Source organism: Fontibacillus phaseoli (assembly GCF_003337355.1).
GTDB classification, from domain to species: Bacteria; Bacillota; Bacilli; order Paenibacillales; family Paenibacillaceae; genus Fontibacillus; species Fontibacillus phaseoli.
Genome location: NZ_QPJW01000001.1, coordinates 269,593 through 295,850, shown reverse-complemented (window position 1 = coordinate 295,850; position 26,258 = coordinate 269,593). Strand labels below are relative to the sequence as shown.

Here is a 26,258-nt window from a genome sequence, read left to right as displayed (position 1 = left end):
TCGGTTACGGAATGTACAGATAGCCGATTTCTTCGACGGCCGGCTTGCTTTTCGGCGTAAGGCGGATACTCTGCGATACCCTTTCGATGACGCCTTTATCGGCCAAATAGTCCAAGGTGCCGACGATGAATTCACTATAAACTTGAAAATGTTTGGAGATGAGAGTTACCGTTTTGATCTCTTGATCGGACATGAATTCCAGGAGAGGCTTTTGAATGATGCCCAGATGGGATTCCAGATAACGGTCGATCCTATCGATCGATTCCGCGATTTCCTCGGGGCTTAGTCGGCGGGACATCGCATCCTGATAAAAAGGGGCGAGCACCTCCGGTGCCGTGCGAAGAGCCTGCTGGATCGCCTCGCGCGAAATCGCCTCTCCGCGCAGACAGAGTTCCATATGCGCGATCGATTCGGCAGCTTTAAGCAAGTAGTATTGGGCGTATAACGGATCTCTTCGTGCTTTGAGCCATTTCTGCGCCTTTTCGTACACATGCACTAGCGAGCCCGCGATATGGAACGCCGAAAGGGCGATATCGTCGCTGCCTATCTCCTTGAGATCTTCAAAAAAGTCTACTAAACTATCATCCGTGGAATAGACCATAGTACCTTTGGAAAAGTACGATTGGGAGAAAGAACCTCCGATATTTCGCTCTAGCCCTCTCTTGAACGAACTTCTCAACATCAGGTGAACATTGATGACGATGCCGTCTTCCATGATGCAGTAATTATCATGCTTCAAAACCTGATCCCGGACGACCAGCGTCATGTCGATATCGCTTTTTTCCCAAACCACGTCATATGCAAGGCTTCCGCCGATAATGACGGCTATCACATTGGGATCGTCTCTCACCTTGTCGATGAAACTGTACGTTGCCGCCATATAGCGCTCTTTTAATTGTTCCTGCATTACGTCATCCATTGCGTACCACCCTTTCTCTTCTTTTCCGTCACGTGACGGATTCGATATTTTGCGGAGGGGTGAATCATGGTAAGATCATACTATACTGGTTTATTTTAAATACGACAAAAATTGCTATGTTAAGGAGAAACCGGTGGATCATCATTTACTTGAGACCATTAGCCAAACCACGGATTTTATCGAGAACCATCTGCTCGAGGAACTGAATCTGGATATCATCGCGGGCCGCGTCAACCTGTCCAAGTTTCACTTGCTGCGCATCTGGAAAGGGGCCACCTCGACGGGTCTCATGGAATATGTCCGGAGAAGGCGGATTGCGGAGTCGCTGGCGGATTTGTTAAACGATCGCAACACCATCGAATTCATCTCGTCCAAATATTCCTTCGGCTCCGAAAGGACTTACAGCCGGATCTTCAAGGAAGAATACCATATCAGCCCTGCCAGATGGCGCCGGAATCCAGCATCGCTGAATATCCTGGACCGGTTTAATCCCGATTTTCTGAACCGGGCCGGCGAAGGGCTTGTCTTCTTCCGCTCCATCACCGTATTGCCCTCCTTTTCGATCGCCGGGATCGAACATGCCGTGGATGTGGAGGACAACCTCAAACATCAGACCGCCAACCGGCTTGGCGTCGATTATTTCTACAACAGCCGTCCCAAAATCATCAATCCCGTCAAAAAAGATATCTATATCGGCTTTACGACCGTTCCGAGTAACTTTCAAGGCTACACTTTTTATCAGCCCTCAACGCAAATCGGCCTAAACAGCATCGTCCCCCCCGAATTGAAAGTCAGGCATATCGCGACCCATAAATACGGCGTATTTACTTATATGGGCCCTCATCGCCCGGAGGAAATCACCTCCGAATCGCTGCGTACCATTTGGGAGCATGTTACCGAGGTTTGGATGCCTACGGTCCAATTCGATTTGCAAGAAAACTTCCGGTTTGAACTGATCAATTATGAAAAGTGCAACAAGCAATACTGCGAGTGTGACCTGTACTATCCAATTTCGGAATTATGATGCAGAGAGCCTGCTCACCCTCTTCCGCCTATCATGCAAAATTGACGGCAAAAAACCGGACTTGACAATCATTTGTTTAGTTACTAAACTTTAGATATGAAAACCAACTCTAAAACACCCATCCCTGGATCATCCCAATCAAATACAGGCAGCCTTCGTTTAGGCCAGCTCATCCTGCAGCTCCGCAAACTGGAGAGTTCACCCAAGTTCTACGGTACGGAGACTGCATTAACGCCTAGCGAAATTCATATGATCGATGCGATCGGAGAGGACGGCGGCGTTCTGATGAAAGAGCTTGCCGCTCGGCTCGGCATTACAAAAGGGGCGGTCACGCAAATCGTGGACCGCCTGGAAGCCAAGGCATTCGTCAAGCGTTCCCCGCATCCTCATATTTCGAGAGGCATCCTTGTAACGCTTACCGAATCCGGAAAAGAGGCTTATCGCGCCCATGCTCGGATGCATCTGGCTTTCTATGACCAGCTTCGGAATTCCTTTACGGAAGAAGAAATCGACATTTTTGAAAAATGCGTTGCTAAATTAAGCGACATTTTGAGAGAGTAATTTTTTTTACCGTTTTAGTTTAGTAACTAAACAATAAAGCAACGGATTATAACCCCGTACAAGTAAAGGTGGTTTCGGCAATGGATACTTCAAACGGCGAACTTATCGACGATTCCTTGCTCGGGGGTATTCAGTTTCAATGTGTTCATATGCCAAATAAAGCAACATAGAGAGGAAGAAAACAACCATGCGTGATTCCATCTTAGTAATCGGCGGATACGGCCATGTCGGCAAACAGATCAGCCGCGAGCTCGCCCGGTTATATCCGGGTAAGGTGCTTGCGGCCGGAAGAAGCCTGGATAAGGCGGAGGCTTTCAGCCGGGAAAGCAACGGAAGCGTTCTTCCCATGGAGATCGATATCCGGGTAGAACCCGATCACGATATGCTGGCCCGCATAAAACTGGTAGTAATGTGCCTGGATCAGCAAGATACCGCCTTCGTCCACTCCTGTCTGTCTCAAGGAATCCATTACGTCGACGTTTCTGCCGACTACCGCTTTTTGTCCCAGGTGGAACTGCTTTGCTCAACGGCACAATCAAACCGCGCTACTGCAGTTCTCAGCGTAGGCCTCGTGCCGGGGTTAAGCAACTTGATGGCTTTGCGGACAAAACGGCTATTGGACGTTGCGGAGGAAATCAACATTTCCGTGATGCTTGGCCTTGGAGATTCCCACGGCAAAGCGGCCATCGAGTGGACCATCGATCAAATGAATTGCGATTTTGGGGTATTGGAGCGGGGAGAGCCGGTAAAAGCGTTCAGCTTCAGGGAAGGGCGGAAAACCGATTTCGGCAACGGTCTCGGCAAAAGAACCGCTTATCGCTTCAATTTCGCCGATCAGCATATATTGCCTCGTACGCTTCAGGTGCCGACCGTCTCGACGCGGCTTTGTTTCGACTCGGCTCTCGCCACCCGTATGGTATCCGCCTTAAAAGCAATGGGAGCGCTTCGGATTTTGAACCTAAAGCAGGTGCGGGATTTCGCGGTGAACCGTTTCGCTTCATTCAAAGCCGGAGAGCCGATCTTTGCCGTCAAAGTCGATGCCATCGGCAAAAAGCAGAAAGAGAGCACCCTCGCGGAATGCTTCTTGTATGGATTACGGGAAGCGGAGGCCACCGCCAAAACGGCAGCCGTCATCGCCAAGGCGCTTTATGCTTCCGACCACCCTCACGGCGTCTTTCATATTGAAGAGTTGTTCGAATTCGCGGCATTCGAAGAGGCCTTAACCGGGACGGCGGAGATGTCGGAGCGGCTGGTCAAACTGCCTTAATACTGCGCGGCATGCTCCACTTTTCCGGATGCCCAAGTCAAGACGAAAAGCCCCCGCCCTTGTTGCCAAGCTGAAGGGCTTTTTCGACACCGTTTCATAAAAAGTTATCTTTCGAAACTGTTCTCGTAGAAGTCGAAGAAAGAGGAGATTTCGGACGCTTTCTGTCTGAGGGATTCGTCATCGGTGATTAACTGCCAGCCATAAGTCAGATAAGGCTCCCAGTTAGTCTTGCTGATGGATGCAAGCTCAAATTGCTTCTTAACCTCAAGGATTGCATCTTCATAGTCATTGCAGAACTGTTTAAAAGCCTTATCGGTATCAACAAAGATAGGCATGTCTTTTTTATTGTATCCCATTTTGTAAGCTTCTTCGCCGTTTCCGAACGAAAACTGCGGATTTTGCGCATCCATCTCCTTTACTACGACGGACAGTTCGCTTGAAGACTTCACGCCATTGAAACATCCGCCCAATAAAAGAGCCAGGCAAAACAACGGAAGGAACCCGATATACGGTTTTCTCATAAGGCAATTTACACCTCCTAAAGGCATCTATCTTGTGATTCCCAAAAAAATAAATCCGAGACTTTGTCCAATAATTATAAAGACAAGTTCGGATTTTCTCCATGATGTAATTTACTTATTTAACTTCAATAGTTCCTTCCCTCATGACGAAATAGCCGTTTTTCACGAAGGATAGAATCCGGCTTACGCTGATCCCGGTTTGATTGGAAATGTCCAGCACAATCGTATCCGGCCGCGCTTCAACGACGCTGCGTATTTTTTGGTAGATCGTTTCGCAGCTTTGGCACATTCGGTTACTCGATCTTTCGTATAAATTGCCGCAAAAATCACAAATCCTATAGTTTCCCATGGTGTCTCCTTAAGTATTTGCTAATCTTTCGATTTTTTTCATACCATCTGCGATAAGTACTAGGAATATTATACTTGTATTTCATAAATTTAAACAATATTATCGTTACAAAAGAACCAAATGAGGAGTTTATATGTTTTCGCTAAGTGACATTTATCATCCGATCACGGCTCAACCTCCGAAAAATGTGACCCATGTAGAACCGTGCGCGGAACTCAAACCTGGAGCAAATCAAGAATCATCATGAAGGAGGGAAGCCATGTTAGTACCACAATTATATTTGAACGGGGATTGTTGCGACGCGATCGAGCTTTATAAGAAAACCTTTAACACCGATACGGATTCAATGATGCTCGATCCGGAAAAAGAACCTGAAAAATTCGTTATTCACGCGGAAATGCATATTCTTGGCCAAAGAGTGATGCTTAGCGACTTCGGCGGTGAGGCTCTGGGCTCATGCGATTCAGTCATGGAATTGGTTGCTATTTTCGAAACCGAAGAAGTTCTAAAAGAGGCGTATGAAATCATGAACGAGGAGAGCACGACGATTACGCCGATCGGGCCGGTATTCTTCAGTCCGTGCATGGTTCAATTTGTCGATAAATTCGGCGTACGCTGGTGCTTCATGATCTAAATGAGTTGAACCCGGCCTAAGAGAGAACCGTGAAGTAAAAGCCGGAGAAGTTCCGTGAATCGGAAACTGCCCGGCTTTTCTTGCGTTGGGGTACCGGTATAAACCGGTCAAAGCGAAAAACTACTCTTCTTCAACTCCTCGATACTGAACAGAGTATCGTAGATTTCGACGGCCTCATTCCGGACAAAATGGTCGACGATCTGGAGTACCTGTTCCTCCGACGTGCCGTGAATCATTGCGTACAGGTTGTAAGGCCAGTCCGGATATGGCCTCCGTCGGTAACAATGGCTGACTTCGCTGAACCCAGCCAGTCTTTGTCCGGCTTTATCGACATGCTTCTCCGGAAGGAGGCCAACGAACAGGCCGTTCGCGGAAAATCCGATGTTCCGGTGCTTCAGGACGGCCCCGACTCGTTTGAGTGCTCCGGTCTCCCTCATTCTTTGTAGCCGCAGAAGAACCTCATCCACCGTACATCCCTTTCTGCGGGCGATATCTCCGTAAGGATCGGGCGAAAACGGAAGCTCCCCTTGCAGCTCGCGGACAAGCAGCAAATCAATATCGTCCATAGTCTCCCTCCCCTACCCCTTGCTGTTCTTCCATATTTAAAAATACCTTCAGCTTGTACATCTGCTCCGCCGGAAATTCATATATTTTAGCCTTACCCGCAGCCTCCCGGATCGACTCCAGGATGCCTGCCCGTTCCTCCTCGGTCCGTGCCGATAACGTAAACCACATATTTAACCGGTTACGGCGGCGGTAATTATGCGTAACGCCCTTGAAGCTGTTCACTACGGCAGCGACATCATAGAAAAGCTCTTCTTTGACTTCCATTGCGTACAATCTTCCCGAAAACCCGAGTTTTGCCGGATTAAAAATCCCCCCGACCCGGCGGATCATTCCGTCCTGCTTTAACCTTCCCGCTCTTTGCAGCACCTCTTGCACCGGCATGTCCAGATCGTCGGCGATTTTCTCCCAGGGCAGCTTTACGAGCGGAAGCCCCTCCTGCAGCCGGTTAAGCAAGGCTCTGTCTTTAGCATCCAGATCCACGGTTATCCCTCCATAACTTTCTGTGCGGGCGGTCTTTTGTGGCACCACGGTTCTTCAGCCAGAAAATTACCGCCGCTATAGTAAAATGACCGGGCCCGACAGCCTCCGCAAGTCCGGACATCGGGGCAGGAGCCGCAGGCCCCTTCATATTTTTTAAAATTCCGCAAATCTTGAAAAATGGGACTGTCCCGCCAAATGTCTGCAAAGGGCGTTTCGCGGACATTCCCCACTTTCACCGGCAGATACGGGCAAATGTGCACGTCCCCGTCCGGCAGTATCGAGCAGTAAGCAACGCCGGCGAGACAGCCTCTTGTATAGCGCATCTCCATATTCATGTTTTTGGCGAGCGGCATGAATTGCGGAGCGCAAGTAGGCTTGATCTCAATTCGTGTACCCTGCTGTTTCAGCAGCACCTTTCGGAGCACCGAATAGTAACGTTCATGCTTGAGTGCTTCTTCTTCAATGTGAACGGCGCGACCTGTCGGAACGAGAAAAAAGGGATGCAGCGACGCTACGTTCAACTCCTCCGCCATCTGCGCCACCTGTTCGAAATCATCCACATTGTCTTCTTTCAGCGTCATGTTGATTTGCACCTTTAATCCGGCGGCCTGCGCATGCCGGATCCCTTCCACCGCCTTTTCCCATCCTTCCTCGGCATTCCTGAACCGGTTATGGGACGCGGGATCGGCGCTGTCGATGCTGATGGCGATGCCTCCGAGTCCGGCATCCCTCAGCTCCCGCGCTTTGGCGGCGGTCAACAGCGTACCGTTGCTGCCGATCGCCGGCTTCAGCCCGATCGAGGCTGCATAGGCGACCAGCTCCATCAGGTCGCCCCGGATCAGCGGTTCGCCGCCGCTAAAGATCAGGAGCCGGAATCCGGCCTCCTTGATCTGATCAATAAGTCGGCGTCCTTCCTCGGTCGTGAGCTGACCCTCGAGGGAGGCCTCCGGACCCGAATCGCGGTAACAGTGCTCGCAGTACAGATTGCATCTCTTGGTCACATTCCAGGATACAAGCATCCCCTGCCTCCTTTCTGACTTCTTCCTATACCATCCGGATTTCCCGGTCGCTTAAATAACAAGCCGGATCGGCGTCCCAGTAATCGCCTCTGACCGATGATGCACGGGCGCGGAAATTTCCGTTGCAGATATCGAGCCAACCGCAACTCTTGCAGCGTCCCTTCAGCAGCGGCGCCCTGTCCCTCAGGCCGGCAAGGACCGGATGGGACGCTTTGCTCCAAAGGTCGCTGAATTTCCGCTCCCGGATATTGCCGATTTCGACGTCCCGCATGAATTGATCGGGATAAACGCGCCCTTGCCAGTCGACGCAGCCGATCGCCAGGCCGGAGCGGTTGCCGCCGTTGCGGCGCAGCAGCTCAAGCAGCGTGGCGGCGCGTTCGGGATCGCGCTCTTTCATCCACTGGTACAAATATACGCCGTCCGCATGGTTGTCCACCGTAAGCAGCTCGACGGCCTTTCCTTTCCGATGAAGCTCCAGCGTCTTGGCGATGATCTTCTCCACCGCCTGCCGGGATTGCTCGCGGGTGACATCCTCCTTCCTCAAAGCGCTGCCGCGTCCGGAATAGACCAGATGATAAAAACAGGCGCGCGTAATATTTTCTTCCTCGATCAATTCAAGAATCCCGTCCAGATCGTCGTAGGTATTGCTACTGATCGTAAACCGCAGACCGACCTTCAAACCGGCGTTCTGGCAGTTGCGTATCCCGCTAAGCGCCCGCCCGAACGAACCACCGCGCCCCCGAAACCGGTCATGCTTGCCTTCCAGCCCGTCGAGGCTGATGCCCGCATATTTGACGCCCGCCTCTTTAAGCAGCTTGGCTTTGCCGCTCGTAATTAGCGTGCCGTTGGTCGATAATACCGGACGCAGTCCCTTGCTTGAGGCATAAGCGATCAGTTCAGGCAGATCTCTGCGCATCAGCGGTTCGCCGCCGGAGAACAGCAGCACAGGCACGCGGAATGCGGCCAGATCATCGATGAAATCCATCGCTTCCGTCGTGCTCAATTCCCCCTCTTCCTTGGAGGGGCAAGCATCGGCATAACAATGGCGGCAGCTCAGATTACAGGCGCGCGTGGCATTCCAGACGACGACCGGACCTTTTTCGGCCGTTGTCCCGATCGGCCTCGCCCCGGCCGGAAGCGAATACCGCAGATGATCGCCTTCTCCGTCCAAACCGGTGAGCAGTTTCGTTACATTGATCATGCCTGTTCCTCTTTTCGCGATGGATAGTATCTATTCTTTTCACTATTTGTGAAAAAATACACATTCGAGTGTTCGGAAACAATTTAGTGATGAATTCCTTTCCCGCAGCGTTTAATCTATAAAGATCAGAGAGGGGATAACCTGTATATGAAAAAATGGATCATAGCGGTCATGCTGACATCGCTGATCATGGGCTGTTCCAATAAGGGGGGCGACTCGGAGGCTCGTAAGAAAGAGGAAGCAAAGCCTTCTATGGAAACGCAGCAAGGGAATAACGGAACTGGCGCAAAAACGGATACAAATAAGAATGCAAATACAAACTTGAATACAGATGCAAGTACGAACGCTCCGGCTAAAACACCTGGTAATCACCTCGAAGGGGAAAAACATGTCGTGAACCCTAATAAATTAAGTAACTTATTCGGGTTCGCTAATGCAGATGGCAGCCAAATTATCGTGACCGGCCAGAAATCCGGACTGGAATCGTCCCTATTGGAATACGGAAATATGATCGGGGAAGGAGGAAAGACGTTCGAAGTGCGGTTTGTGAAGTGGCAAAAAAGCAGCGAGCAAAGCAACGGCCGGGACACCGCCAACAATTTCGCCAACCTGGAAGGTTATATTTTCGAGGTAATAGACGGAAAGGCTACTCCCAACGAGACCTACTATGTGGTGAATGAACAGGACTTTGACTTCGAATCATTGCTTGAGATTACTTCCCCGGCGCAGACGGAGAGGGCGACCAATGCAGAACTCGAAGCTGAGGAAACGCTCATGGAAAACATCTCCCTCATGAGAGACCATGATGTGTCACAAATTTGGACCCTTGCCGACGTCGGCTCCGAACGCAAGCTTTATCTTGTACGATTTGAAAACAAAGATAAGGACCGGCTTTTCAGCATCGTCCTGTTTAACGGAGAAGACTTCTTATATCGGGATTATCCGGCCGTAGCCAAAGACGATAATTCCGTCTGGCGCGTGGATGACGGCGGCGAGGTGTCGCCGGATATGTTCCAGCTCCTGCTGGCCGCCGAAACGGAGCAAGGTCTCTTGCTGGGATTGTCTTGGTGGGGAGCGGAAGGTATCAATTCCTTTTTCCTGCTAGAAGACGGCGAGAACTTCGAAGAGTTGGACATCGAGTATGGGCGGTATACGTTGCCGTGACGTGCGCTGCAGTTGACATCTACGATAAGAATCAATCGTTTAGCTCCCATGCGGGATTCCAAACAACTTCCCAAAGATGGCCATCCGGATCCATGAAATGGCCGGAATATCCTCCCCAGAAAACGTCGTGCGCCGGGTCGGTGATTTTCGCGCCTGCCTTTTGGGCCTGCGCCATGATTTCATCCACTTCCACTCAAAAAAAGAACACACGTTCCCTTTTCATAGGGAAAATATGCTATACTAGAAGAGCAATAGAAGGCTTGCAAGGGCGGCCGGCTAAACTCCCGGAAGGGAGGTGATGCCTGTGGAGGTCAAAGATGCGATATCCTTAATGTTCATGTTCGGCATGTTCATTTTGGCGCTATTAACTTACCTCAAAAAGAAATAGGCCGCCCTCTAACCAGGATCGCGGCCTATTTCTATCGGTAGTGCCTGTTTGGAAGCCGCCGCCCTTAAAAGCGGTCATTGCTCCTGGAGCCGTGTTGACGCACGGCTCCTTGGCGTATTGTACGTTTTTTCTATCCACAATATACCACGAATAAGATCAAAATAAAAGAATGGCACCTTAGCAGTTTCAAAATTGTCTTCCGGATTTGGCTGAATCTAGTACATTAAATCTCCCGAAATCGTAGACCTTGTAGCAGTCACCTAATAAAGCTTCGGCAACTTATCCAGCGTAATCGCGTAATCGTTATTATAAGCGTTATAAAGTTCTTCTTTCGTCGTGAAAAGCTCGGTTCTTCCGAAGTCATTGGACCAGGTCATGAACCACAGCCAAGGAATTCGGGACTCCGACAACCGGGCAATGCTCGGAATCGGTCCTATTTCGCCGAGAGCGACAAGTTTGCGGGTTGGCGTGATGGCAATCAGTTCCTCATATTCCGCACGCAAATCCGTATGCTGATGGGCCGGGGGATACAAATCCCGGGAGATGATGTCGGCAACCTCGTCTCCGACGTATCCTTCGGCCAGCGGGGAATTCCAAACCCAGATCAGGTTGTTCAGGTCATGAACGTTAGTATACCGGTCATACATAATGCGGTATAACTGTTTTGCCGCTTTCGGCCCCTTGCTGCCCCACCAGAACCAGGTCCCCTCCGATTCATGGAATGGTCGCCACAAAATCGGAATGTGCTTGTCGCGAAACTCTTTCAGAATCTCGGCCATGTAGTCCATGTCAGATATAAACGCCTTGTATTCAACCGTACCTTCGATAATCGCCTTGGTAGCGTCGAAATCCGTGTGCTCCGCATAAAAGCTCTTGTCCCGGCCGCCAAGCGGAGAGAACCAGTGCCACGTAAAGGTGATCAGGCCGATTTCCTTTTCCGCCCATTCCCAGGCTTTTTGCAGCGTATCCTTGTTCTCGGCGACTTCCAGCAGGCACGCTTCGCCGCTGTCTTCATAATTGATGTTAGGCGAATAGCCGAGCAGTTCGAAACCGAGCAGCGCCGGCGATTTTCCCGTCACTTCTCGGATGTAGTGAAGTTCATCCTGGGCTATGGTCTGTGTGTGCTGACCCGTTATAATGCCCTTGCCGGAAATTTCGCTTAAATAGTTCAGAACGGCTTTTACTTCATCGGATGCTTTAGGATTACATGGTATAGTATGGATCGTATGCATGAGATCTACCCTTTCGTTACGCTCAATGACTAATCTGAGACGTTGTTATTATATTTTTATAATACATTTTTGTTATTTTTGTTATTACATTTATCATTAATAACAAAATAAATATAACGCCATAATCATAACTCAGTCAACAAACCATTTTTCCGATAACCAATTTTAATAACAGGTACAATTTTAAACTAACTTGTACTATCGCATAAAAAGAAAGCTCTGGCGACGTCGTATCACCAGAGCTTTCTTACTATAAGCAAACCTATACTTCTTGTTCTTTATTCGTTACGACGCTACCGTCTCCCAGAATAACCTCTCCCCGAATCAACAGCCTCTCGAAGTTCGAATTGGGATTGGCCATGCGCCAAAAAAGCTTGTCAACGGCCCGCATGCCGAGAAGCGCCTTGTTAACGTCTATGGTAGCGAGGAGAGGCAGCGATTCATCGGTGTTATCAAATCCGGTAATTTTGACCTGGCCGGGAACATGTATTCCCAACTTTAGAAGAGCTTCCATAACAAACTGGGCCGTCGTGTCATTCGTGCAAACAAACACCTCTGGCAATTCATGAGCTGCCACTACCTTCGGTACGGCTTCGTGAATATAAGCGATTTCCGGACCGATCAACTCGGGAATCTGTTCCTGTTTCAGCTTATGATCCTCCAACGCCGACCTGAATCCCAGCCAGCGTTCGTAGAAGCTTTGAGCATACCCGATATGTCCGACAAACTGGAAGCTTTTATAGCCTTTGCTAACCAGTTTGACCATCATTTCTCTCATGCATTGGAAATTATCCGTAAACACCGCATCCGCCTGGAAGGCCGGATCCTGGTGATCTACCATGACAACGGGGATGTCCAGCTTTTGGATATCGAGCAAAACCTGCGTCGATACGGCCCCGATCGTTACAATACCCCCAATCGCATTGGGATTGAGCAAGGAAAACACTGACTCGCCGGAAGGCTCCGTGAGCGTAAGAATGTCCGCCCCTCTCTGATTCAGTCGTGCGGAGATTCCGTTGAAAACCGGGCCCCAATACAAAGAGTCCATATCCTGATAACGGACATTAGGGAACAAGACAAGGATAGCGCCGGGCCTGGTCTCTCCATCCATGTTGTCAGGAGGACTAAGAAGCGCAGGAGGCTTTCCGGCATCCTTGAAATATCCGAGCTGCCCTGCGGCCTTCAGAATCATCTCTCGCGTCTGGGCGCTGACCCCCGACTTTCCCGCGAGCGCACGTGACACGGCATACTTAGAAACCCCGGAGAAATCCGCGATTTCCTGGATCGTTACTTTTTTCATATTATCAGCCTACTTGACGAAAAATTTATTCACCCTGCTGCAGATGCGTTAGCTTATGTTAGGTTTATTACATAATAACACGGATGAATTATAAACAAAATACATAATTCACATCAATTTCCCGCGCTCTCATACCGTCTCAAGCCGATATGCAGAATAAGCAGGGCTAATCCGACGAAGAGAATGGCAACGAGCGGGCTGAACCAGCCCCAATAGCTCCACGGTTCTTTGCCGAACAAGGCGGCCGCCGGGAAAAAGCTGACGAACGCAAACGGCACGATGATCGAAATAAAAAGCTGCATGCCTTGCGAGAAGATCGTGATCGGGTATTTGGCGAATTCGCCTAAGTTGTGGATCATGATCGGAAAAGCGTTCCCGCTGCTGCGAATCCAGAAGGCGAAGCAGTTGGCCGCCAAATTTATGGCAACCCGGATCGTCATAGCGGAGAGCAACAATATGATCGCCAACAAGACGGTCTGCAGGCTCCAGGCGATATCGATATGGGACAAAGCCATCACAATAATGCTTCCGCCGATCAAAATATTTCCGAGTCCGTTCATGCCGATGCCCGTGCAGAAAATTTGCAGCACGATCGGAACCGGCCGCACAAGGTAACGATCCAGTTCCCCCATATTGACCAGCCGAAGCATCCGCCACGTCCCTTCGAAAAACAGGGATCCTACACCCTCCGACATATAAATCGCCGCATACATAAAGGCCACCTCCCATAAGCCCCAGCCCTGAATATCCGGAATACGGGAGAACACCACCCACAAAAACAAAAACCCGGTTATTTGCGTCAACGCGGCAGCGCCGATCATGATGTAAAAGTCGGCGGAATATTCCATCATTGCTTTTAGCTGCTGGCTGTATAACCGCCAGTATAAATACAAAATTCGCCGCGGCGAGTTTTTTGTCCTTATTTTGATTTCCATGCCGTTACCCTCCGTGAATCGTGATTTGCCGGACGGCCCGGGACCACATCCATTTTCCGAGCAGCCATAACAGGACGATCCATATCCATTGGATGGCGATCAGTTCCAGCGCTGCGGTTCCCGCCGTCATGCCAAGACCGATTGTAACCGGCGTATTCACGATGCCCTGAAACGGCAGCAGCATCGCTACCGACTGCAGCCAGCCCGGAAAAAAGGCCAGCGGTACGAGGGCGCCGGAGAGCAGGTTGGTAATGGAAGTCCGGGCCCAATAAATGCCGAAGCTGCTGGTGGTCCAGAAGCAGAGCAAGGCCGATAAATAGACGATGCAGAATTTGACCAAAATCGAAGAAACCATGCTTAACGCGAACAACAGCAAAGTTCCTGCATTATGCGGCAGGGAAATCCCGAGTGTGAAAATGGCTGCAAAGCCGATCAGGATGCAGCTCAGCAGCCCCTCCAGCACGCAGGAGCCCAGCGTTTCCGCGAGCCTGGCCTTTTGGAACTGGATCGGACGAAGGAGGTCCATCATAACGCTGCCGTCTATGATTTTGCTCGTAATGCTCGATTCCGAATAATATGACAGCATGGAGTTGACGAAAAACGACACCAGCAAGTAGGCCTGCATTTGGCTCCACGTAAATCCGGAGAGCGAAAGCTGGTCCTGCCCGGCGTATATGGCCTGCCATAAACAATACATGGCGATCAGTCCGATAAAATTAGCGATAAAATTCAATATAAAAGAGAGCCGGTACGCAAGCCTATTTTGCATAGAGCAAAGCGCCAGGGAGAAATATTTTTTAAAGGATCCGGCCATTGCTTCAAGCACTCCCTTTCCCGGCTGCGGACAGTGCGGCAGAATCCAGCTGCCCGTCATAAACGCGGCGGATGATCTGCTCGATGCCGGGCTCGTCAATACGAAAATCGACGACTTCCCCGTGGCTCATCAGCCGCTTTACGATTTCGCTGGCCGTGCAACTGAAGCGGTCAAACCGGATGGACAGCGTCAGTTGGTCGCATACAGCACCTGTAGCCCCTTTGGTCCTGCTATCATTCCCGGCAATGCCGGGCCGTTCAACGCTAACGTCCGGCAGATCGCGGAACAACTCTTCCGCCCCCGGAATCGGAATGCTTAATTGCGTATGTATCGTTCTTTCCCTGGCGAACGTATCCTTCACTTCCTGCAGTTTGCCATCGTAGATGATTTGGCCCTGGTCGATGATGACAAGCCGTTCGCATAAATCCTCGATATCTCCGAGATCGTGTGTGGTCAGCATCATCGTCGTTCCTTTCGACCGATTCATCTCCTTGATAAAATCGCGGATCCGGTGCTTTACAGCAACGTCGAGCCCGATCGTCGGCTCGTCGAGGTAGACGATCTTCGGATCGTGCAGCAGTGCTGCGGCCAGATCGGCCCGCATCCGTTGGCCGAGCGACAGCTTGCGTGCGGAGAGGTGCAGGAACGCCTCCATTCCCAGTAGTTCCGTAAAGATATCCATGTTTCTTTTGAATGTATCCGCAGGCACCTGATAAATATCCCTTAACAGGCTGAGCGATTCCCGGACCGGGATGTCCCACCACAGCTGGGTCCGTTGGCCGAATACGGCGCCGATCACCTGTGCGTTCTCCATTCTTTGCTTGTAAGGAACCAGTCCGTTCACCAGCACCTCGCCGCCGGAAGGCACCAGTACGCCGCTCAGCATTTTTATCGTTGTCGATTTTCCGGCTCCGTTAGGGCCGACATAAGCAACGGTCTCCCCTTCTTCAATTCTCAGGTCGATGCCTTCCACAGCATACTTGTCCTTATAACGCTGGGTAAATAAATGCTTTACCGCTCCGGCCAATCCGGGATCTTTTACCGCCTGCCGGAACACTTTCTGCAATCCCCTGGTCTCAATTAAGCTCAACCGACTTCTCTCCCCTTCCTAAACCATGTTCTTACTACTATATAGCAAATATTTCTGCTTCCTACCGTATTAATTAACATTTCAGCACCGAATTTCATCCCAATTTTGTCTGTTATTAGACAAAAATTGAACTTCCCGCTATGATGTGAGAAAAACCAGCAGTAAGGGAGCGGCTCCATGAAATCCTTTTATCAAAACTGGAAACTGGATCAGGATCTGCCCATGGTCGTCCATCAAAGCAGAGATCTCACGTTCTATCCTCATTTTCATGCCGAGGTCGAATTTATTTATGTGGATTCGGGCAGCATCGTCGTTGGCGTTAATGAAGACAAACGACTACTGCAGCAGGGCGAGATGGCCGTTTTCTGCAGTAATGACATCCATTACTTTGACAGCAAAGACCGTTCTTCCGAGATGACCATCGTCATTTTCCATCCTGAGTTGATTGGAAAAACGGTAAGCTGGCCAGGCGACTTCGCTTTCGAATCCCCGTTTATTACCGGAGGTCATCCGGAGCTTCAGCCCATTAATCTTCTATTAAAACGGATTATGCTGGAAAAAAACGACGCTAAGCCGGGGCACCGTCTGTTCATTCAAGCGTGTTTGCTGGAGCTGTGCGGACTGCTTCAACGCCATCTGCCCATTTATGCCGCAGAGCGCGGACCGCAAACGCGGATCGCCTCCAAACGGGCAAGAATCCAGCAAATCCTGTCGTTCATTGAAGAACATTACCAGGATGATCTTTCCGTCGATGTCATGTGTGGGCAATTCGGGATGGAACCGTCCTATTTTTGTCGTACCTTTAAAAAAGCAATCGGCATGAACTTTAAAACTTACCTCAATAGTATTCGCGTGCTCAATGCGATGAGAAAATTGGCCGACAGCGATGCCAACATTACTGAAATTGCTCTGGAATGCGGATTTGGCAGCGTTCGAACCTTTAACCGGGTGTACCGGGAGCTCCAGGGGGCTTCTCCTTCCGATCTCCGCAGGGAAAAAAACTAAAATAACAACCATGATTGAAAGTGCATTTTTTGACTGGTTCCCGGCATAAACTGGCGAGAGATTTCACCAGTTTGTTTTTATAATGAACATACGTTCATCATTTCAAATTTGAATCTGTGATGGAGGGATTATATGAACCAGCTTCGCGTCGGCATGATCGGTTACAAATTTATGGGAAAAGCCCACAGCAACGCCTACCGTACGCTGCCTATGTTTTTTCCTGAGGCGGTAAAACCGGAGATGGCGGTATTATGCGGCAGGGACGGCCAGGCCGTTCAAAGGGCGGCGGAGCAATTAGGCTGGAGACAATACGTCACCGACTGGAAAGAGCTTGTGGCCCGGGACGATATCGACCTGATCGATATCAACGCGCCCAGCGATGCCCACAAAGAAATTGCGTTGGCTGCTGCGAAGGCGGGAAAACACATTTTTTGCGAAAAACCGTTAGCGCTTACACTTAGCGATTCCCGCGAGATGCTTCAAGCAGCAGAGGAAGCGGGAGTATGCCATATGGTCGGCTTTAACTACCGGTTTTCCCCGGCGGTCAAGCTGGTCAAAAAGCTGGTCGAAAGCGGCCGGCTGGGACAGATTTATCATTTCAGAGCCTGGTTCCTGCAGGACTGGATTCTCGATCCGGAGTTCCCGCTCGTATGGCGGCTGCAAAAAGAGATCGCTGGTTCCGGCTCGCACGGGGACCTGGGGGCGCATCTTATCGATCTAGCCCATTACCTGGTCGGCGATATTTCCGAAGTGATCGGCATGAGCGAAACGTTTATCAAAGAGCGGCCGCTCGCGGATGAAATGACGGGACTAAGCGCTAAGAGCAGTAAAGGCAAGGACGCTCCCAAAGGCCCGGTTACCGTTGACGACGCGACCCTGTTTCTGGCACGATTTGAGAACGGGGCGCTGGGCAGCTTCGAGGCGACGCGTTTTGCGGCGGGACACCGCTCGACCAATGCGTTCGAAATCAACGGCAGCCTCGGCAGCGTCAAATTCGACTTTGAACGGATGAATGAGCTCGAAGTTTACTTTACTTCGGATGATGAGGATGTGCAGGGCTTCCGTCGCGTTGTGGCGACGGACCCCGCCCATGCTTATGCGGAGGCCTGGTGGCCGCCGGGGCATACGCTCGGCTTTGAGCACACCTTCATTCATGAAGTGCTGGAGCTTGGTGAAGCGATCTCGGCAAGCAGGCAGCCTGAACCTAATTTCCGGGACGGGGTCAAATGCCAGGCCGTCTTGGAAGCGGTCGAGCGTTCGGTGAGCGAGCGCCGCTGGGTGGATTTATCGGAGATGTAATCCTAGTTGTGATCATATGAAATCTGAAATATTGAAGGAGACCAGATCAGCATGAAAAAAGCGTTAATCGTATGGGGCGGTTGGGACGGTCACGAACCGGAGCCGGTTGCGGCGATATTTGCTGAGGTATTGCGGGAACATAGCTTTGAGGTCGAAGTAGCGGATACGTTGGAGGCTTTTGCCGATGCGGAAAAGCTGCTCGGCCTGGACTTAATCGTACCGGTATGGACGATGGGCGAAATTTCGCAGGAGCTTGTAAACAACGTGTCGGCCGCGGTCCAGGCCGGGACCGGACTCGCCGGATGCCATGGCGGCATGTGCGATTCGTTCCGTAACAATGTGGACTGGCAATTTATGACCGGCGGACAATGGGTGGCGCATCCGGGAAACGACGGCGTCGAGTACAACGTGGAGATCAAACAAAGCTCAAGTCCGCTGGTGGATGGCATCGATGATTTTGCCGTACGGACGGAACAGTATTATCTGCATGTCGACCCTGCCGTCGAGGTGCTGGCCACGACCCGTTTTCCTGTCGTAGACGGTCCGCACCGGTTCAATAAAGCGGTGGATATGCCGGTTGTTTGGACCAAACGCTGGGGGCACGGCCGGGTGTATTACAATTCGCTTGGTCATCATGCCGACATCGTTGCATTGCCAACGGTCAAGGAACTAATGACGCGGGGCATGCTTTGGGCCGCGGAAGGCAAACCACGGACGGCTTTCCAAGACGGGGATGGATTATCCGGCGGCGGTTTCGGCTACAGCGGAATGGGCGACAGCCAATATGACGCATAAAGGGATGGAACAAACTATGGATAAGATCAAAGTCGGCATCATCGGTTGCGGAAAAATCAGCAGCATCTATATGGAAAATTGCCCGAAATTCGAGGTGCTTGATCTGACGGCTTGCGCGGACCTGGATTTGAACCGGGCCAAGGAACAGGCTGCCGCCTACGGCATTCCCCGCGCCTGTTCCACCGAAGAACTGCTGGCCGATCCGGAAATTGACATCGTTATCAACCTGACCGTGCCTGCCGTGCACGCCGAGATCAGCTTGAAGGCGCTGAAAGCCGGCAAGCATGTTTACGTCGAAAAGCCGCTCACCGTCTCGCTCGAAGCGGGGAAGCTGGTTCTTGAAGAAGCTCAAGCCAGAGGCCTGATGGTGGGATGCGCACCGGAAACCTTTTTCGGTGCCGGCATCCAGACCGCGCTCGGGCTGATCGAAGAAGGCGTGATCGGACGACCGGTTTCGGCCACCGCGTTCATGATGAGCCGGGGCCATGAGCACTGGCATCCCGATCCGGAATTTTACTATGCGCCTGGGGGCGGACCCATGTTTGACATGGGTCCGTATTATCTGACGGCGCTAGTGCAGTTGCTTGGGCCGATCGCCCGAATCGCCGGAATCACCGGCAAGGCTTTGCCGGAGCGAATAATTACCAGCGAGAAGAAGCGCGGATCGGTCATCCCGGTGGAAGTTCCGACGCATATCGCCGGAACTCTGGAGTTCGAGGGCGGGGCCATCGCCAGCCTGATCACCAGCTTTGATATTTTCGGCGGCAGCAGCCTTCCGCCGATCGAGATCCACGGCACGGAAGGCTCCCTGCTGGTGCCGGATCCGAACACCTTCGGCGGCCCTGTGAAATATCGCCGCACCGGCGAGGAGGAATGGACCGAACAGCCGCTGGTGCCGGGATATGAGGGCAACAGCCGCGGAATCGGGCCCGCCGATATGGTGTATGCCCTTCTGAACGGCCGCCCGCACCGGGCGAACGGCGAGCTTGCCTATCACGTGCTCGAAGCGATGTGGGCCTTTCATCATTCTTCCGACTCCGGGCGTTACTATGAAATGACCAGCAACTGCGAGCGCCCCGCCGCGCTTCCGGCCGGCCTGAAGCCGTATACGCTGGATTAACGCCGTAAAGTGAAAGGACCTCCCGCATGCGCGGAGGTCCTTTCACTTTACAAAGCGGCGCCTCATCATCCCGATCAGGCAAATGACTAGCAAAAAGTAAAATTCAGCGAGCAACGTTCACCCTCTTATTTATTTTGAGATAACCCCTTGGCTTGCAGGAACGCTTCTTTATACGCCGCCGCTTTTTTCGCTACCAATGAATAGTCTTTATGCTTCAATGCGTCGTTCGTCAGATCCGAACCGATGCCCACAGCTACTGCGCCGGCCTTGATCCAATCGCCGAGATTGTCCAGCGATACTCCGCCAGTCGGCATGATGTTGGCTTGCGGCAACGGCCCCCTGATCGCCTTGATCATCGATGGATCGTACAGGTTGCCCGGGAACAACTTAACTATATCCGCGCCTAGCTCCAGCGCTTCCTGGATTTCCTTGATCGTCATCGCACCCGGCATAACCGGAATCCGGTACCGGTTGCACAACATCACGGTTTCCCGGTTCAGACAAGGCCCGACGACGAATTGGGCACCGCTTAAAATCGCCGCGCGCGCCGTTTCGGGATCAAGCACCGTTCCGACGCCGATGATGGCAAAACCGGAAGAGTCTTGCGAGTTCCATGAATATTTGCGGGACAAGGTTTCAATCGCCCGCAGCGCGAACGGCACGGTCATCGTCACCTCGATCACCTTGATGCCTCCGGCAATCGCCTGCTCGGCCATCTCCACTACCTGCTCCGGCGTGTCCCCGCGCAATACGGCAACGACGCCTTCATCCGCGATTTTTTGTATGAGCTGCAGTTTTTTCATGAGAATTCCTCTCTCTTTCCGTCCTGGGATTTTTTATAATAAACCAAGTTCAAAATCGATTCTCTTACCGTAGCTTTTTATAATCCCCTCCGCTTTCTTGTCCCTTCATCCTATCACGACCGCATAGATTCTGAAATCAGGGAATTTAAAGGCCTGACCTCATTAATTTGAGCACTCCTTCCCCTCAAATCTTCCAATTGTGAAGAGATTGCTTGCAAAACGAACCAAAAGAGATTAATGTAAACCTATATGAACATTATAAACCCAAACAAACGAAATGAGGAGGATTTTTTGTGGAAAGACGTTATGCTTCCCATCCCAATGAAGTGAAACAATTTGACACCGCCCGGCTGCGTCAGGAATTTCACATTCCAAAACTGTTTACGCCCGACAAATTGGAGCTTGTGCTTACGCATGAAGACCGGATGATTGTCGGCGGAGCGGCTCCGGTCCATCAAGAAGTGAAGCTGGAGATCGATTTGAAGGAACTGGGCGTGTCCTATTTCCTGGAGCGGCGTGAACTGGGAGCCATCAACGTAGGCGGGCCGGGCGTTATCATCGTTGACGGAACCGAGTATGAACTGGATACCAAGGATTGCTTATTCATTGGAATGGGTTCACACGAGGTTATCTTCAAGAGCAAAGAAGCCTCGAACCCTGCTAAATTTTATTTGAACTCGGCACCGGCACATCAACAATTCCCTACAGCAAAAACAACGCTGGCCGAAGCTGAATCCGGAGCACTGGGCTCGATTGAAAACTCCAACGACCGGACGATCCACCGTTTTATCCATGAGAACGGGATTCAAAGCGCCCAGCTTGTCATGGGAATGACCCAGCTCAAGACCGGCAACATGTGGAATACGATGCCTTCGCACGTCCATCCGCGCCGGATGGAAGCTTATATGTATTTCGATCTTCCGGAAGATGCCGTCGTATTCCATCTGATGGGCGAGCCGAGCGAAACGCGCCACATCGTCATGAGAAACGAACAGGCGGTCCTTTCGCCAAGCTGGTCGATTCACAGCGGGGTCGGTACAAGCAATTATACGTTTATCTGGGGTATGGCCGGAGATAACAAAGCATACGCGGATATGGACGCCGTTCCGATGAAAGATTTAAAATAAGAAGTAAATTTCAAACGGAAGCGTGGAAATAAAAATGAGCTCGATACGACGATACGAAAAAATTATGGAAGTTCTGCTGACAAGCAAAGAGGTAACCGTAGCGGAGCTGAGCGAAAAGTTGGGGGTTACGGGCAAAACGATCCGCGAGGATCTAACCCGGCTCGAGGAGCAGGGATTGATTGTACGCATTCATGGCGGTGCCGTGTTGGCTCAAGGAGACCAGTTTGGTATCCTTCCCTCCAAGGAGCCGCTAATCAAGCATGCCGACGAAAAGGCGGATATTGCCCGCAAAGCGCTATTGCATATCAAGCAAAACGATATCATCGCGCTTGACGGAGGCAGCACGACGTTGGAAATTGCCCGCCGGCTGGACAATCAGCCTCTTACCGTGATCACGAACGATGTGTACATCGTCAGCGAACTGGCCGTAAAAGACAATATCCGTCTCGTCGTCCCCGGCGGCTACCGCGTCCGCAACATGCTCGCAGGACCGGAGGCTACCTCCTACGTTAAGGAACTGAATATTCAAAAAGCGTTTATCTCCGCGACGGGGATCCATCCCGAACACGGGCTGTCCATTTATACCGGAGACCTGATCGAATTTAAACGCGCGCTGATCGAAACGGCCCGCGAAGTGATCGCGGTCGTCAATCATCATAAATTCGGACAAACGGCGCTCCGCACCTTTGCTTCATTGAACGAGCTGACGCGGATTATTACGGACGGCAAGCTTCCGGACGAGGTTGGCCGGTCCTATTCAGATGCTGGAATTATCATAGAGTGAAGTAACCCTGTTTCATTGTGCATCCAATAACTCTAAGGAGTGTTCAATTTATGAAATTATTCGATCTTACTGGAAAAACGGCCCTGATCACCGGCTCCGCAGCCGGTCTCGGTCAAGGCATCGCGGTAGGACTTGCGGAAGCCGGCGCCGATATCGTTTGCGCATCCATAAGTTCAAGCCAGGAAACCGTAGACCGGATTACGGCCCTGGGCAAAAAGACTTCCGGCATTGAGGTGGATCTCAGCGATCACGGCAAGCTTCAGGACACGTTTGACGAGGCGCTCAAACTGACGGGACATATCGATATCCTGGTCAACAACGCCGGCATTATCCGCCGTACGCCGGCTAAGGATCATAGTGCGAAGGATTGGTTCGACGTCATTGACATCAACCTCAATACCGTGTTCCTGCTATCGCAAATCGCCGGCCGACATATGATTGAACGAGGCAGCGGCAAAATCATTAACATCTGCTCGATGCTTTCTTACCAAGGGGGTATCAACGTTCCTGGATACACGGCTTCCAAACATGGGGTAGCCGGCTTGACCAAAGCCTTCGCTAACGAATGGGCGGCGAGCGGCATCCAAGTCAATGCGATCGCTCCGGGATATATGGCTACGGACAACACCGCACCGATACGCGCCAACGAGAACAGAACCGCCTCCATCACGGACCGCATTCCGGCCGCACGCTGGGGAACACCGGAAGACGTAAAAGGCCCTGCCGTCTTCCTGGCATCTTCCGCCGCCGATTATCTGAACGGTCACGTACTTTGCGTAGACGGCGGCTGGATGGCTAGATAGAATTACATTAAAAAACAAGCCTGCCCAACTTTCGGATAGGCTTGTTTTTTTGCAGAATCAACTCAATTCACATGAAGTTGACTGTGGTAACGTTTGCAATTTGTAAGAAAATATCCTTTTATTTTTCAGTTCAAATTGCCGTTCTAGAATACTAAGCGTCCAACACTAGCTAATTGTTAAAATAAAATTCGACGGCAGGATTACTGGCTGTCACGGTATAGCTGTGGTTTTGTCCACCTTCCCAGACAACCTGATTGCCATACTTCTTGATGGCTTTGAACTCAATCTTCTCCCCTTCCAGAAGGTCGACCGTAATGATCCAGTCCGGATAATTATGATTCTGTCCCGGTCCGACAGCGTTCTCGGGACGCCAGTTACCAAGTTCCGCTACGTTTCCCGTCAGATAGACGCCTTGTCCGTCAAAGGTGGTGGCATTTTTAATAATGAAGGTTACCGGAACTAATGTTTTAACCGGTTCCGGTTCGCGATCCGTAATTACTCCGTTCTTAATCCATGAGTCTCCGGATACCAAATAGCCTGGTTGTTCAGCTCCAGGTGCCTGTTTCCCGCCACTGTTAAATATAACTTTCGCTTGATTCCAGCCGGATATCGTATAAGAATACCACCCGTTCCCCTCGTTTTGCATGGCAGTACCAGGCCAAGGGGCATTTTCCTTCTTCGGTGTCAGTGTATCATCATAATAATAAATATTTGGAGCACCCCAATCCGCCGGATTGAAATAATGGACTGTAATATCTTTGTTTGTATTTTGTGTTTTGGTAAAAGTATAGGTTTTGATCGTGTTCTTATCCGCATTATTGGCGGTCACAACCAGCGTATACGTGGAACCGTAAGCATCCCCTGCACCGAATGTAACCTTCTGTCCGGAGGTAAAGGCGATCTGGCTGCTTCCGTTCAAAGAGTACGTGCCTGCGTTAGCATCTTTATAACTGAGCGTAACTTCCAGACTATCGCTGTAGAAGGCGCCCTCCGGTTTGTCGATCGATATCGTTGGTGCAGTTCCATCGGGATGATTAGAAGTAATTACGCCATTTTTAATCCACTTTTCTCCTTGCACAGCGTATCCCGGCGATTGAGGCCCCGGACTCTGATTCGCGCCTGAGTTAAAGATAACTTTCGCCTGATTCCAGCCCTGTGCATGGTATACATACCAGCCGTTACCTTCATCCTTCATGGCTGTTCCCGGCCATGCCGCGCCTTCCTTTACTGGAGTTACCGAATCATTGTAGTAATAAATGTTAGGGGTTCCCCAGCCGGAAGGTTTATAAAAATGGACAGTCAAACCTGCACGGGGGTCCTCTTTCGTAAATGTATAGGTTTTGACAATTTGACCTGCCGCGCTGTTAGCTACGATTTTCAGAACGAATGTTGAGCCTATAGCAGAGCCGGTCCCGATTTTAACGGTTGTTCCTGAAGAAAATGGCGTTTCCGGTCCGCCGTTTAACGTATACGAAGCGGAATTCGCATTGGAGTAGGTCATCTTAACGTCAATGGAATCGGTGTAGAACCCGCCTTCCGCCTTGTCGATAGAAATAGTAGGAGTTTGTGTCGCCGCCTTATATAGAACGGCAACTTTGCCCGCACCAATATTACCTGTGATTCTTCCGTTCGAAACCGTAAATGTGCCTCCACCGCTGGCCGAGTTCTCGTAAACCCCATCCATCAGTTTCGTCTCGGAATTAATTTGGGCGTTTCCGCCGACGTTGATGATTGTCATACCTTTTGTTCCGCGTTCGACGAACAGGATTTGATTGCCTTGGGTTCTCAGGTATTCCCCCTCGCCTACCATGGCATTGTGAAATTTATTAACGGCTACGATATCTGGATCTTGCCATAAAGTGTTCCCAGCATCACCGAGTCTTCCTGCAAACTTTCCGCCTCCTGTAGGTCTGTTAAAGAATAAGGAAGTCGTTTCCGCACGGGAAGCCACGATCGACCAGGCTAATTTAATTTGCTGATCACTCATGCCCGTCGATTCATTTTTATCGTTGGCATACGTATCATGCGATTCTACCCAGGTGACAAGTTTGGAAGGGCTTACATTATTGGCGTTGAAGGATTTTGCGCTATCGACGTTTTTACTGCCTCCAAAGCCTACAGCGCTTCTGACGTCGTGTCCATAATTCGATGTTGTGAGGTTCAGATAACTCGTGTATCCGGCAAAATTGTCGGCTCCGCCTTGCAGCACTTCTCCATAATTGAACAAATTAGCCTTGTTGTCGAGCGCCCCCAATACCCGCGGCCAGAAATTGGATCCCGCCGTCTCGTTGGGTAATTCGATATGTTTGGCGGCGTCAAATCTGAATCCATCCGCACCCAAAGCTATGGCATCATTTAGAAAACCGATAATTATGTTTTGCAATTCCTGATTGGACGTGTTCAAATCCGGCAAGCTGATTCCCCATTGCGTCACCTGCCATCTGTTGTCCCAATTCTCAACCCCTCTGGCTTCATGCCAGAAATATCCGTTATTCCTAATGGATGAGTCCACATTGTAGGCCGGGGTATACTGTAAATTTCCACCTCCCGCATTGGCCATATGATTAGCGACTACGTCAACGATGATACTGATGCCATGCTTTTCCGCTTCATCATTCATTTTCTTGAATTGATCTCTATTTCCGAGCTGCGTATTACCGATTTTAAAGTTGGTAGGTTGGTACAAGACCCACCACTTGCTGCCTTCCATCGAGTCTTCTTTGGTGCCTTGGATCGGGGAGGTTTGTACGGCTTTAAATCCTGCTTCGGCCAGGGCCGGAAGATTCTTGGTGATCGTATCGAAGGACCAGTTCCAAGCATGAAAAATAAGTCCGTCCTTCGTTTTTGCCGGAAGCCCGTAATCCGCAGCAGCAGAGATTTGTACGCTGGGATTGCTTAACTGCTGGGTATCGGTACTTGCCTGAGCTCCTGCAGTTAAGCCCATACTTTGCAGCAACAAAGCTACAAATAGAACTAAACTCCAAAACGGCCTTGCCTTTCTCTTCATAAAACACTCTCCTTGTTAAATATATTTTTACAACTAACCTCAGGTTAGGA

27 protein-coding genes and 1 pseudogene are annotated in these 26,258 nt (G+C 50.7%); 13 read left to right on the top strand and 15 right to left on the bottom strand.

The window, feature by feature from the left end; genetic code table 11:
- Positions 1 to 4 precede the first annotated feature (4 nt).
- Entirely contained in the window at positions 5 to 919 is a 915-nt protein-coding gene (locus DFP94_RS01405; RefSeq protein ID WP_114494660.1) for a nucleotidyltransferase, read from the bottom strand.
- 133 nt (positions 920 to 1,052) lie between these two features.
- Between DFP94_RS01405 and DFP94_RS01400 the strand changes: the two genes are divergently transcribed.
- The 3 genes from DFP94_RS01400 (at position 1,053) to DFP94_RS01390 (ending at position 3,771) form a co-directional block, all read left to right on the top strand.
- On the top strand, positions 1,053 to 1,943 hold the full coding sequence (locus tag DFP94_RS01400; RefSeq protein WP_114494659.1) for a helix-turn-helix domain-containing protein: 891 nt from the start codon (positions 1,053 to 1,055) through the stop codon (positions 1,941 to 1,943).
- A 96-nt stretch (positions 1,944 to 2,039) separates the two neighbouring features.
- On the top strand, positions 2,040 to 2,504 hold the full coding sequence (locus DFP94_RS01395) for a MarR family winged helix-turn-helix transcriptional regulator (RefSeq protein WP_114494658.1): 465 nt from the start codon (positions 2,040 to 2,042) through the stop codon (positions 2,502 to 2,504).
- Between the two features lie 187 nt (positions 2,505 to 2,691).
- Positions 2,692 to 3,771, top strand: a complete 1,080-nt coding sequence (locus DFP94_RS01390; protein ID WP_114494657.1) for a saccharopine dehydrogenase family protein — start codon at positions 2,692 to 2,694, stop codon at positions 3,769 to 3,771.
- 104 nt (positions 3,772 to 3,875) lie between these two features.
- Here DFP94_RS01390 and DFP94_RS01385 read toward each other — a convergent pair whose 3' ends face one another.
- Together DFP94_RS01385 and DFP94_RS01380 are read right to left on the bottom strand one after the other, a co-directional pair.
- Positions 3,876 to 4,292, bottom strand: a complete 417-nt coding sequence (locus tag DFP94_RS01385; protein WP_114494656.1) for a hypothetical protein — start codon at positions 4,290 to 4,292, stop codon at positions 3,876 to 3,878.
- Between the two features lie 115 nt (positions 4,293 to 4,407).
- Positions 4,408 to 4,641 (bottom strand): hypothetical protein, encoded by a 234-nt coding sequence (locus DFP94_RS01380; protein ID WP_114494655.1) that lies wholly within the window; start codon positions 4,639 to 4,641, stop codon positions 4,408 to 4,410.
- A gap of 259 nt (positions 4,642 to 4,900) precedes the next feature.
- Here DFP94_RS01380 and DFP94_RS01375 point away from each other — a divergent pair, with 259 nt between their 5' ends.
- Positions 4,901 to 5,275: a VOC family protein gene (locus DFP94_RS01375; RefSeq protein ID WP_114494654.1), complete on the top strand. Its 375-nt coding sequence runs from the start codon at positions 4,901 to 4,903 to the stop codon at positions 5,273 to 5,275.
- Between the two features lie 107 nt (positions 5,276 to 5,382).
- Here the strand turns inward: DFP94_RS01375 and ahbB are convergent, their stop codons facing one another.
- From ahbB to DFP94_RS01355, 4 genes are read right to left on the bottom strand one after another with little or no spacing between them, the layout of a single operon-like run.
- Positions 5,383 to 5,841, bottom strand: a complete 459-nt coding sequence (ahbB, locus tag DFP94_RS01370) for a siroheme decarboxylase subunit beta (RefSeq protein ID WP_114494653.1) — start codon at positions 5,839 to 5,841, stop codon at positions 5,383 to 5,385.
- Complete coding sequence (ahbA, locus tag DFP94_RS01365) at positions 5,828 to 6,322, bottom strand: siroheme decarboxylase subunit alpha (protein WP_181872987.1); 495 nt, start codon at positions 6,320 to 6,322, stop codon at positions 5,828 to 5,830. The genes ahbB and ahbA overlap by 14 nt, the downstream gene beginning before the upstream one ends.
- A gap of 2 nt (positions 6,323 to 6,324) precedes the next feature.
- A complete protein-coding gene (locus tag DFP94_RS01360) occupies positions 6,325 to 7,341 on the bottom strand; it encodes a radical SAM/SPASM domain-containing protein (RefSeq protein ID WP_114494651.1) in 1,017 nt (338 codons plus the stop codon).
- A gap of 25 nt (positions 7,342 to 7,366) precedes the next feature.
- Positions 7,367 to 8,542 (bottom strand): radical SAM/SPASM domain-containing protein, encoded by a 1,176-nt coding sequence (locus DFP94_RS01355; protein ID WP_114494650.1) that lies wholly within the window; start codon positions 8,540 to 8,542, stop codon positions 7,367 to 7,369.
- Positions 8,543 to 8,689: 147 nt separating this feature from the next.
- Here DFP94_RS01355 and DFP94_RS01350 point away from each other — a divergent pair, with 147 nt between their 5' ends.
- Positions 8,690 to 9,706 (top strand): hypothetical protein, encoded by a 1,017-nt coding sequence (locus DFP94_RS01350; protein ID WP_114494649.1) that lies wholly within the window; start codon positions 8,690 to 8,692, stop codon positions 9,704 to 9,706.
- A gap of 31 nt (positions 9,707 to 9,737) precedes the next feature.
- Here the strand turns inward: DFP94_RS01350 and DFP94_RS01345 are convergent.
- A pseudogene (locus DFP94_RS01345) lies at positions 9,738 to 9,896 on the bottom strand (VOC family protein); the annotation flags it as partial.
- Between the two features lie 108 nt (positions 9,897 to 10,004).
- Between DFP94_RS01345 and DFP94_RS26255 the strand changes: the two are divergent.
- A complete protein-coding gene (locus DFP94_RS26255) occupies positions 10,005 to 10,094 on the top strand; it encodes a putative holin-like toxin (RefSeq protein ID WP_281269460.1) in 90 nt (29 codons plus the stop codon).
- Positions 10,095 to 10,354: 260 nt separating this feature from the next.
- Here the strand turns inward: DFP94_RS26255 and DFP94_RS01340 are convergent, their stop codons facing one another.
- The 5 genes from DFP94_RS01340 to DFP94_RS01320 all read right to left on the bottom strand — a co-directional run bounded on the left by DFP94_RS01340 (position 10,355) and on the right by DFP94_RS01320 (position 15,465).
- Positions 10,355 to 11,326, bottom strand: coding sequence for a glycosyl hydrolase (locus tag DFP94_RS01340; protein ID WP_114494648.1), 972 nt, complete (start codon positions 11,324 to 11,326; stop codon positions 10,355 to 10,357).
- A gap of 262 nt (positions 11,327 to 11,588) precedes the next feature.
- A complete protein-coding gene (locus DFP94_RS01335; RefSeq protein WP_114494647.1) occupies positions 11,589 to 12,626 on the bottom strand; it encodes a LacI family DNA-binding transcriptional regulator in 1,038 nt (345 codons plus the stop codon).
- 113 nt (positions 12,627 to 12,739) lie between these two features.
- Positions 12,740 to 13,561, bottom strand: coding sequence for an ABC transporter permease (locus tag DFP94_RS01330; protein WP_114494646.1), 822 nt, complete (start codon positions 13,559 to 13,561; stop codon positions 12,740 to 12,742).
- A gap of 4 nt (positions 13,562 to 13,565) precedes the next feature.
- Positions 13,566 to 14,375, bottom strand: coding sequence for an ABC transporter permease (locus DFP94_RS01325; protein ID WP_114494645.1), 810 nt, complete (start codon positions 14,373 to 14,375; stop codon positions 13,566 to 13,568).
- A 4-nt stretch (positions 14,376 to 14,379) separates the two neighbouring features.
- A complete protein-coding gene (locus DFP94_RS01320; protein ID WP_181872986.1) occupies positions 14,380 to 15,465 on the bottom strand; it encodes an ABC transporter ATP-binding protein in 1,086 nt (361 codons plus the stop codon).
- Positions 15,466 to 15,642: 177 nt separating this feature from the next.
- On the opposite strand from DFP94_RS01320, the gene DFP94_RS01315 reads away from it, so the two are divergent.
- The 4 genes from DFP94_RS01315 to DFP94_RS01300 all read left to right on the top strand — a co-directional run bounded on the left by DFP94_RS01315 (position 15,643) and on the right by DFP94_RS01300 (position 19,684).
- Complete coding sequence (locus tag DFP94_RS01315) at positions 15,643 to 16,470, top strand: AraC family transcriptional regulator (protein ID WP_114494644.1); 828 nt, start codon at positions 15,643 to 15,645, stop codon at positions 16,468 to 16,470.
- A gap of 132 nt (positions 16,471 to 16,602) precedes the next feature.
- Positions 16,603 to 17,769, top strand: coding sequence for a Gfo/Idh/MocA family protein (locus DFP94_RS01310; RefSeq protein ID WP_114494643.1), 1,167 nt, complete (start codon positions 16,603 to 16,605; stop codon positions 17,767 to 17,769).
- Between the two features lie 51 nt (positions 17,770 to 17,820).
- Positions 17,821 to 18,564 (top strand): ThuA domain-containing protein, encoded by a 744-nt coding sequence (locus DFP94_RS01305; RefSeq protein ID WP_114494642.1) that lies wholly within the window; start codon positions 17,821 to 17,823, stop codon positions 18,562 to 18,564.
- Between the two features lie 16 nt (positions 18,565 to 18,580).
- Positions 18,581 to 19,684 carry a Gfo/Idh/MocA family protein gene (locus DFP94_RS01300; RefSeq protein WP_114495727.1) on the top strand — a complete coding sequence of 368 codons (1,104 nt, stop codon included), beginning with the start codon at positions 18,581 to 18,583 and terminating at the stop codon, positions 19,682 to 19,684.
- Between the two features lie 125 nt (positions 19,685 to 19,809).
- Here the strand turns inward: DFP94_RS01300 and DFP94_RS01295 are convergent, their stop codons facing one another.
- Positions 19,810 to 20,487 (bottom strand): bifunctional 2-keto-4-hydroxyglutarate aldolase/2-keto-3-deoxy-6-phosphogluconate aldolase, encoded by a 678-nt coding sequence (locus tag DFP94_RS01295; RefSeq protein WP_114494641.1) that lies wholly within the window; start codon positions 20,485 to 20,487, stop codon positions 19,810 to 19,812.
- A 293-nt stretch (positions 20,488 to 20,780) separates the two neighbouring features.
- Between DFP94_RS01295 and kduI the strand changes: the two genes are divergently transcribed.
- From kduI to kduD, 3 genes are read left to right on the top strand one after another with little or no spacing between them, the layout of a single operon-like run.
- A complete protein-coding gene (gene kduI, locus DFP94_RS01290) occupies positions 20,781 to 21,614 on the top strand; it encodes a 5-dehydro-4-deoxy-D-glucuronate isomerase (protein ID WP_114494640.1) in 834 nt (277 codons plus the stop codon).
- Positions 21,615 to 21,648: 34 nt separating this feature from the next.
- Positions 21,649 to 22,398, top strand: a complete 750-nt coding sequence (locus DFP94_RS01285) for a DeoR/GlpR family DNA-binding transcription regulator (protein ID WP_114494639.1) — start codon at positions 21,649 to 21,651, stop codon at positions 22,396 to 22,398.
- Between the two features lie 50 nt (positions 22,399 to 22,448).
- Positions 22,449 to 23,201, top strand: coding sequence for a 2-dehydro-3-deoxy-D-gluconate 5-dehydrogenase KduD (kduD, locus tag DFP94_RS01280; protein WP_114494638.1), 753 nt, complete (start codon positions 22,449 to 22,451; stop codon positions 23,199 to 23,201).
- Positions 23,202 to 23,370: 169 nt separating this feature from the next.
- Here kduD and DFP94_RS01275 read toward each other — a convergent pair whose 3' ends face one another.
- Positions 23,371 to 26,208: a starch-binding protein gene (locus DFP94_RS01275; protein ID WP_114494637.1), complete on the bottom strand. Its 2,838-nt coding sequence runs from the start codon at positions 26,206 to 26,208 to the stop codon at positions 23,371 to 23,373.
- Between the last annotated feature and the right edge of the window lie 50 nt (positions 26,209 to 26,258).